This is a genomic window from Micromonospora sp. NPDC002411 (assembly GCF_053592955.1).
This window is the reverse complement of sequence record NZ_JBSFBM010000310.1, coordinates 1-8,028: the sequence shown is the minus strand read 5'-3', so window position 1 is coordinate 8,028 and position 8,028 is coordinate 1. Positions and strand designations below refer to the sequence as shown.

The following is an 8,028-nucleotide window of genomic DNA, read 5'->3' as shown; positions in this document are numbered from 1 at the left end:
GTCACCCATGACGGGTGACCGGCCCCGGTCGATCAGAGCGGTGGGTCAGGCGACGGTGACGGCAACCTCGTTGACGCCCCGACCGGCGGTGACGGCGGTGTCGCCGTTGCCGTGCCGGGACAGCGCCCGCAGCGTCCAGGAGCCCGGCGCGGCGAAGAACCGGAACTGGCCGGCGGTCGAGGTCACCACCTCGGCGGTGAACTCACCGGTCGAGTCGAGCAGTCGGACGTACGCGCCCGGCACCGGCTCGTCCTCGGCCGAGCGGACGATCCCGGTGATGACGGTTTCCTTCTCCAGGTCCAGGCTGGCCGGCAGCGGCGCGGCCTGGTCGGGTGCGGCGCAACCCGCAGCGATGGGGAGCGTCATGATCAGGCCTCCCCGGGTTCGTCACCGAGGGCAACCGGCACGCCGACCAGCGAGCCGTACTCGGTCCAGGAACCGTCGTAGTTCTTGACGTTGCGGTGGCCGAGCAACTCCTGCAGCACGAACCAGGTGTGCGAGGAGCGCTCGCCGATGCGGCAGTAGGCGATCGTCTCCTTGCCGTCGTCGAGCCCCGCGTCGCCGTAGATCTTGCGCAGCTCGTCGTCGGACCGGAAGGTGCCGTCCTCGTTGGCCGCCTTGGACCACGGGACGCTGATCGCGGTGGGGATGTGACCGGCCCGCTGCGCCTGCTCCTGCGGCAGGTGTGCGGGGGCGAGCAGCCGGCCGGCGAACTCGTCGGGGCTGCGCACGTCGACCAGGTTCTTCGTGCCGATCGCGGCCACGACCTCGTCGCGGAAGGCCCGGATGGAGGTGTCCGGCTCGCTCGCGACGTACTGCGTCGCCGGGCGGGTCACCGAGTCGGTGACCAGCGGGCGGGCGTCCAGCTCCCACTTCTTGCGGCCGCCGTCGAGCAGCTTCACGTCGCCGTGGCCGTAGAGCTTGAAGTACCAGTAGGCGTACGCGGCGAACCAGTTGTTGTTGCCGCCGTAGAGGATCACGGTGTCGTCGTTGCTGATGCCCCGCTCGGAGAGCAGCGCCTCGAACTGGGACTTGTTGACGAAGTCCCGGCGGACCTGGTCCTGCAGGTCGGTCTTCCAGTCAATCTTGATGGCGCCGGCGATGTGGCCGGTCTCGTAGGCCGAGGTGTCCTCGTCGACCTCGACGAAGACGACGCCCGGGGCGTCGAGGTTCTTCTCGGCCCACTCGGCCGAAACGAGTGCGGTGTCGCGACTCATCGAATCACTCCCTGGTGAGGATGGATGGTGAGCCAACGCGCGAGTATCGATGGTTTCAACTGTCGCACCACGCGCGGGACCCAGCGGAAGGACGGATCACGGGTTCGTGCGACGGCGCCGCTGCCGGGCGTTCGGTGGGATGACCGGAGGGTGCGAGAACCCTGTGCCGGTGGCCGCCGTCAGGCGGCCGGAGACAGCCCCGCCGTCAGATGACGGGGCGACACAGGCAGGTGGCCACGCGGCACAGGTCGACCGCGCGCCGTTTGGTGAGGTGGGTCCCCATGGGCAGGGAGCCTACCAGCCAGTGACCGTGCTGCCACTCAGCCGACCACCATCCGGGATCGACCGAATGGTGGACGACACCGCTGACCGGGGAGTCAGCCAACGGAATTGATCGGCACGTTCTTCGCGTCGACGGTGACCGCCAAGCCTTCCGGCAGTGGTCGAACCTCGCGCACGGTGAGCTGGAACGGCAGGTCAGGCAGGGGTACGTCGACCGAGATGCCCTTGGCGTAGTTGTTCAGCAGAGCGCGGGCCAGCGGCAGGTTCGGCAGACCGGCAGCGTCCAGGTCGTTGAAGCGCAGGGCGACAGCGCCGTTGTCGGCGACGGTGACGTCGGCGGTGCCGGCGACGGTCAGCTTCTGACCGAGGATGTCCACGGGCGCGGTGACGGCGAGCTTGCCGTTCTGCTCGCCGAGCTTGAGCCCCGGGCGCTTCAGCAGGGCGGCGAGGCTGTCGTAGCTGATCGTGCCGGCGCCGTTGACGGTGTCCGCGACGATGTCCCCCTGACCGGAGCGCAGGGTGTCCAGCGAGGCCCGTACGTTGCGGGCGGTCACATCCAGCACCGGCAGCTGCACGGCGTCACCTTCGACCGAGGCCCGCACGTCCCGCAGATTGATGGTGATCCGCTGATAGCGGCCGTCGAGCACCTGGGTAAGGAACGGAGTGCCGGCCACCTCCACGTCGGGCCTGGCGGCCTGGGCACCCTGCTTGGCGATCTCCTGACCGACCCGGTCGGCGATGGTCCGCTCGGCCACCCCGACCGCCACCCGGTCGGCGACCACCAGCAGCCCGCCCACCACCAGGAGCAGGACGATCAGGCCGACGAGCAGTTTGCGGCCGCGCCGTCGGGGACGTGCTCCGTCCGCCGGATAGTCCTCCGCCACGCCGCCTCCCGTCTTCGTCCGCCGCGTCGCGACGGATCGTCCACACCGGTGCCGCAGCGCGGCGCACCCGTAGGTACCCGACCGGCGCCGGGCTCAACCGTGACTCAGAGGAAGAGCATGCACATGGCGTACGCGGCCGGCGCCGCCAGGGCGAAGCCACCGAGCGGACCCTGCATGTGCCGGGCCACCCACATCGTGGGCGGCTCTCCGGCCATCAGCCGGCCCGCTTCCGCGTACCCCACCGCGAGGTCGGCGAGCACGGCGGTGACCGCCGCGACCAGGCCGATCACGGCGGCCCGGGTCGGCGTGAAGGGAGCCACCAGGTAGCTGCCCAGAAGCGCGCTGGTCAGCGTGCCGACCATCGCGCCGGCCACCACACCGGCGGCGCCGCGGGGCACCTGCGGGGCCAGCCGGGGCCACGGCAGTACGGCGTCGGTGAGCCGGGCGACAGTCAGCGCGACGCCACTCGCCGTCAGGCAGACGGTGATCGCCTGGGTGCCGGCCGGGATCCGGCTGAGCACGATCAGGGTGCCGAAGGCCACCACCCCGACCACGATCAGCAGCGTCGCGCCGAGGGAGTCGGTGACGCGGACCCGGTCGACCCGACGGACCAGCTGGCCGAGCACCGCGGCGACGAACCCGCCGACGGCCAGGTAGCCCAGTGGGGCCAGCCCGGCGATGTCGCTCTGCACCGCGGCGACGTCGGCGAGTGCCGCGACTCCGGCGCTGATCCCGGCGACCACCAGCAGCGCGGGCGGCCGCATGGCCATCGTCCAGGCGAGCACGAAGAGCAACTGGACGCCGAAGATGATGAAGGCGAACGGCAGCCGGTGGCCGGGGCCGGACGTCTGCGCGCCGAGTACCAGGCCGACGCCGAGCAGCGCGGCGAAGCCGGCGATGGTCAACGCGAGCTGGCGGTGCACCTCGACCGGGGGTACGACCTCCTCCTCCGGCTCGTCGACCTCGTCCTCGGATTTGCGGGCCGGCTCCCCGGCGCGACGGGCCCGGCGAGGCCCACCCCGTTCGCGGCGATCGCCATCGGTGGTGGCCGGACCGGTACGCGGCGCGCGGGTCGCCGCGGCGGCCGGGCCCGCATGGGGCTCGGCGGGCCACGATTCGCGGCCGGCCTCGGGCGAGGTGGAGGGAAACACGACCCGATCGTGCCAGACCGACCGCCGGAGGCGGTGGTCCCGGGTTTCGGCAACGTTAAAAACTGCGCCACGATCAGGGGCAAGGTAGACAAACAGGAAATGGCCTGGGGGCGCGGCCGGAGCGATCCGCTACGCTCAACCTCGTTACCCGCCCGTCAGCGACGCCGGGGCCACGCAATTTCTCAGCACACTCCGCCATGGGTGTGACTGGTCGCGTGCGGCCGAGCGCCGCCGGGACGGAGGTGATCGTGGAGATCCTGTTGCTGGTGACCGCGCGCGCAGGCGAACCGTCGGCTGTGCTGCCGGCACTCGACCTGCTGCCGCACTCGGTCCGCACCGCGCCACGCGACGTACGTACCCTGGTCGCGGGCCCCAGCCCGGACGCGGTGCTGGTGGACGCCCGGTCGGAGTTGAGCGAGGCCCGAGCGACGTGCCGGATGCTGCACGCCACCGGGCTCGGCGTGCCGCTGGTCGCTGTGGTGACCGAGGCCGGTCTGATCGCACTCAACGCCGACTGGGGCGTCGACGACGTCATCCTCGCCTCGGCCGGGCCGGCCGAGGTCGAGGCACGGCTGCGGCTGGCGGTGGGCCGGCTCAGCAACACGACCGCTGGTGCGGGTGGCTCGATCCGGGCCGGCGAGCTGAACATCGACCCGGACACCTACGCGGCCAAGCTCAAGGGCCGCCCACTCGACCTCACCTACAAGGAGTTCGAGCTGCTGAAGTTCCTGGCCCAGCACCCGGGCCGGGTGTTCACCCGGGACCAGCTCCTGCGGGAGGTCTGGGGCTACGACTACTTCGGTGGCACCCGCACTGTCGACGTGCACGTCCGGCGACTGCGCGCCAAGCTCGGCTCGGAGTACGAGTCGATGATCGGCACGGTCCGCCAGGTCGGCTACAAGTTCGTCGTGCCGCCGTCGCGTTCGCTGCCCGAGGCGGAGCACGCGCCCCTGCCCGTCTGACCCGCACCCTGCCCGTCCGACCCGAAAGTCGCGCCACCAAATTCCCGTATGCCCTTTTTGCGCAGCTTGGCGGTTTTATTCTGACTGCCGGGTTTGCCGGAGAAGGGGGCGACGGTGCGCGCAGTCAGCACGGGGGCGACGGGTCGGCCTGGCCGGCAAGCGGGGCGGAAGCCGTGATGCGGGGCGGTTCGACAGCGAGAGCGACGGGGATCGTGACGCTGGTGCTGGCGGCGCTGCTCGGTTCGGCGTACGCGCTGGGCCGCAGTCTCGTCCTGGATCCGGCCCCTCGGCACCCCACCAACGTCACCACCAACGCCGACGGGCCGCACTACGCCGACCAGCCCAGCGACGGCGACCCGGACAGCGCCTCGCGCCCCGGCGGCAGCACGGGCCCCGCCGAGGCCGGCCAGGACGGTTCCGGCCGCGACGCCGGCGGTGACAAGCTGTTCGGCGCGCACGAGACCACCGGGTCCCCCCGGCTCGCGCTGACCTTCGACGACGGGCCCGACCCTCGGTACACCCCGCAGGTCCTCGCCACGCTGCGCGAGTTCGACGTGCGCGCCACGTTCTGCGTCGTCGGGGAGAACGCCCAGAACCATCCCGACCTGATCCAGGCGATCGTCGACGAGGGTCACACCCTGTGCAACCACTCGTGGCACCACGACGTCGGCCTGGGCGCCCGATCGGCCGACGCGATCCGCGCCGACCTGCTGCGCACCAACGACGCGATCCGGGCGGCAGTGCCGAACGCACCCATCGTCTGGTACCGCCAGCCGGGCGGCGCCTGGACGTACCCGGTGGTGTCGGTGGCGCGGCAGCTCGGCATGACCCCGCTGCACTGGTCGGTCGACCCGTCGGACTGGGACCTTCCCGGCGCCAGCAAGATCACCGCAACGGTGGTGACCCAGGCCGCGCCGGGCTCGGTGGTGCTGCTGCACGACGCCGGTGGCGACCGGCAGGGCACGGTGGACGCCCTGCGCCGGATCCTGCCCGACCTGACCGCGCGTTTCGAGCTGGAGGCACTACCCACCGATCCGACCTGAACCGCAGCCTTTGCGCGGCGACGGTCCGGGCGGCACGACACGCAACGGATACGGTGACGGGATGAGCAGCGCGGAGCCGACCAGCGACCAGGTGACCCGGACCGTCCGACTGGCACCTGGGGAGATCGCCGACGTGCTGGCCCTGGCCAGCACCGCGGCTGACACCGACGGCGCAAACCCGCTCGACGAGCACGTCCTGCTCCGACTGCGCGACCCGGACGCCCCGGCCCTGCACCTGATCGCGCGCGCCGACGACGGCACCCTGACCGGGTACGCGCACCTGGACACCACCGATCCGGTCGGCGGAATCGGTGTCGAACTGGTGGTGCACCCCGCATACCGGCGGCGGGGCACCGGTCGCGCGTTGGCCCGGGGCGTACTCGCGTCGGCCACCGGGCCGTTGCGGGCGTGGGCGCACGGCGACCACCCCTCGGCTGCGGCGCTCGGCGTCGACCTCGGCTTCACCCGGGCACGGGTGCTGTGGCAACTGCGTCGGTCCCTGGCTGCCCCGCTCGGCGAGCCGCGCCTGTCCGACGGGGTGGTGCTGCGCGCGTTCCGGCCCGGGGCGGACGACGCGGCGTGGCTGACTCTCAACGCGCGTGCCTTCGCCGAGCACCCCGAGCAGGGGCGCTGGACCTCGGACGACCTGCGGGTCCGGCTGGCCGAACCGTGGTTCGACCCGGAGGGCTTCCTGCTCGCCGAGGAGACCGGGACCGGTCGGCTGCTCGGTTTCCACTGGACCAAGGTGCACGAGCGGCCGGGCACGGCACGGATCGGCGAGGTGTACGTGCTGGGGGTGGAGCCGACCGCGCACGGTGGTGGGCTCGGCCGGGCGCTGACCACCGCCGGGCTGGCGTACCTGCGGGACAGGCGTGGCCTGGACCGGGTGATGCTCTACGTGGACGAGTCGAACACCGGAGCCGTCGCGCTCTACGAGCGGATGGGCTTCGCCCGCTGGTCCGCGCACATCAACTACCACCTGGGCTGACCGTCGAGCTGGGTCACCGGCGAGTAACGGCCGGGCGTCGGCGACATAACAGCGAGCCGGAAATATGACCATACTTCCGACAGGTGTACCCGGGTTCACTTAGCGGACAACTCACCCTCAGCGAGCGGTCACCTCGACGGCCGTACGTGTTCACCTTGCGTTCACTTGCGACCGGCGAACCGGCTACCTGGCACTTCTAACTTTCGTGTCAGCCGGTCACTGCCGGTCCTCGGGCCCCGGGATCGGGGTGCCAAGTCAGACGCGAAGGGAAACCCCTCAGGTGAAGCTCCAGCGGTACGGCGCTATTGCCGGCCTCGCTCTTGCCGCGACGCTCGGTCTCAGCGCATGCGGCTCGGACAACAACGAGCCCGCCTCCGGCGCGAGCGCTTCGGGCTCGGCCGCCGCGGTCGACTGCGCTACCGGCACGCTGAACGCCCAGGGCTCGTCGGCGCAGAAGAACGCCATGGCCGAATGGATCAAGGCGTACCAGCAGAAGTGCCAGGGCACGACGATCAACTACGAGCCGACCGGCTCGGGCGCGGGCATCCAGGCGTTCATCGCCGGGACCGCCGACTTCGCCGGCTCCGACTCCGCCCTCAAGCCGGAGGAGCAGCCGCAGGCCGACGCCAAGTGCGTCGGTGGCAAGGCCATCCACCTGCCGATGGTGATCGGCCCGGTGGCTGTCGCCTACAACGTCAGTGGCGTGGACAACCTCCAGCTCAAGCCGGCCACCCTGGCGAAGATCTTCGCCGGCAAGGTGACCAAGTGGGACGACGCGGCGATCAAGGCCGACAACCCGAGCGCCACGCTCCCGTCGACCACCATCCAGACCGTCCACCGCTCGGACGAGTCGGGCACCACCGACAACTTCACCAACTACCTCTCCAAGACCGCCGAGGCGGACTGGACCCTCGGCAAGGCCAAGGCGTGGAAGGCCCCGGGCGGCACCGGCGCCAAGGGCTCCGACGGCGTGGCCAGCTCGGTCAAGGGCGCCGACGGCTCCATCGGTTACATGGAGTGGTCGTTCGCCGAGAACGCCGGCCTGAAGATGGCCAAGATCGGTAACGGTGCCGGCGAGTTCGCCGCGCTGACCGCCGAGGCGGCTGGTAAGACCATCGCCGGTGCCGCGATCGAGGGCCAGGGCGACGACCTCAAGCTGAAGATCGACTACAACACCAAGGAGGCCGGGGCCTACCCGATCGTCCTGGCGACGTACGAGATCGTCTGCAGCAAGGGCCTCGCGGCCGACAAGCTCGCGCTGGTCAAGGGTCTGCTGGGCTACGCCGCCAGCGCCGAGGGCCAGAACTCGCTGACCGACCTGGGCTACGCCCCGCTGCCGGAGACGGTCCGCACCAAGGTCGAGACCGCGGTCAAGAACCTCTCCTGACCCGAACCCACCACCTCCGCAACCGAATCGAGCGAGCAGATGGGTGAAACCCCTCACCGCTCGGCCGACGCCGGCACCGGCGGGACGCGCGCCTGCTCCATCAACCGCACCATC

9 protein-coding genes are annotated in these 8,028 nt (G+C 71.1%); 4 read left to right on the top strand and 5 right to left on the bottom strand.

Annotation, left to right across the window (positions count from 1 at the left end; genetic code table 11):
- Positions 1-45 precede the first annotated feature (45 nt).
- From ACWCO3_RS27720 to ACWCO3_RS27700, 5 genes are all read right to left on the bottom strand, one after another.
- Positions 46-366 (bottom strand): DUF1416 domain-containing protein, encoded by a 321-nt coding sequence (locus ACWCO3_RS27720; RefSeq protein WP_354882194.1) that lies wholly within the window; start codon positions 364-366, stop codon positions 46-48.
- A gap of 2 nt (positions 367-368) precedes the next feature.
- Positions 369-1,217, bottom strand: coding sequence for a sulfurtransferase (locus ACWCO3_RS27715; protein ID WP_145778729.1), 849 nt, complete (start codon positions 1,215-1,217; stop codon positions 369-371).
- A 205-nt stretch (positions 1,218-1,422) separates the two neighbouring features.
- Entirely contained in the window at positions 1,423-1,500 is a 78-nt protein-coding gene (locus ACWCO3_RS27710; RefSeq protein WP_310503780.1) for an Ms5788A family Cys-rich leader peptide, read from the bottom strand.
- 94 nt (positions 1,501-1,594) lie between these two features.
- Entirely contained in the window at positions 1,595-2,383 is a 789-nt protein-coding gene (locus tag ACWCO3_RS27705; protein WP_145778728.1) for an LmeA family phospholipid-binding protein, read from the bottom strand.
- Positions 2,384-2,487: 104 nt separating this feature from the next.
- On the bottom strand, positions 2,488-3,534 hold the full coding sequence (locus ACWCO3_RS27700; protein WP_450012825.1) for a hypothetical protein: 1,047 nt from the start codon (positions 3,532-3,534) through the stop codon (positions 2,488-2,490).
- A 242-nt stretch (positions 3,535-3,776) separates the two neighbouring features.
- Here ACWCO3_RS27700 and ACWCO3_RS27695 point away from each other — a divergent pair, with 242 nt between their 5' ends.
- The 4 genes from ACWCO3_RS27695 to pstS all read left to right on the top strand — a co-directional run bounded on the left by ACWCO3_RS27695 (position 3,777) and on the right by pstS (position 7,914).
- A complete protein-coding gene (locus tag ACWCO3_RS27695; protein WP_208745119.1) occupies positions 3,777-4,496 on the top strand; it encodes a winged helix-turn-helix transcriptional regulator in 720 nt (239 codons plus the stop codon).
- 176 nt (positions 4,497-4,672) lie between these two features.
- Positions 4,673-5,539 carry a polysaccharide deacetylase family protein gene (locus ACWCO3_RS27690; protein WP_450012823.1) on the top strand — a complete coding sequence of 289 codons (867 nt, stop codon included), beginning with the start codon at positions 4,673-4,675 and terminating at the stop codon, positions 5,537-5,539.
- A 61-nt stretch (positions 5,540-5,600) separates the two neighbouring features.
- The gene (gene mshD / locus ACWCO3_RS27685; RefSeq protein ID WP_450012821.1) at positions 5,601-6,527 is read left to right on the top strand and encodes a mycothiol synthase; all 927 of its coding nucleotides are present in this window, start codon (positions 5,601-5,603) and stop codon (positions 6,525-6,527) included.
- 280 nt (positions 6,528-6,807) lie between these two features.
- Entirely contained in the window at positions 6,808-7,914 is a 1,107-nt protein-coding gene (pstS, locus tag ACWCO3_RS27680) for a phosphate ABC transporter substrate-binding protein PstS (protein ID WP_145778723.1), read from the top strand.
- Positions 7,915-8,028: the final 114 nt, after the last annotated feature.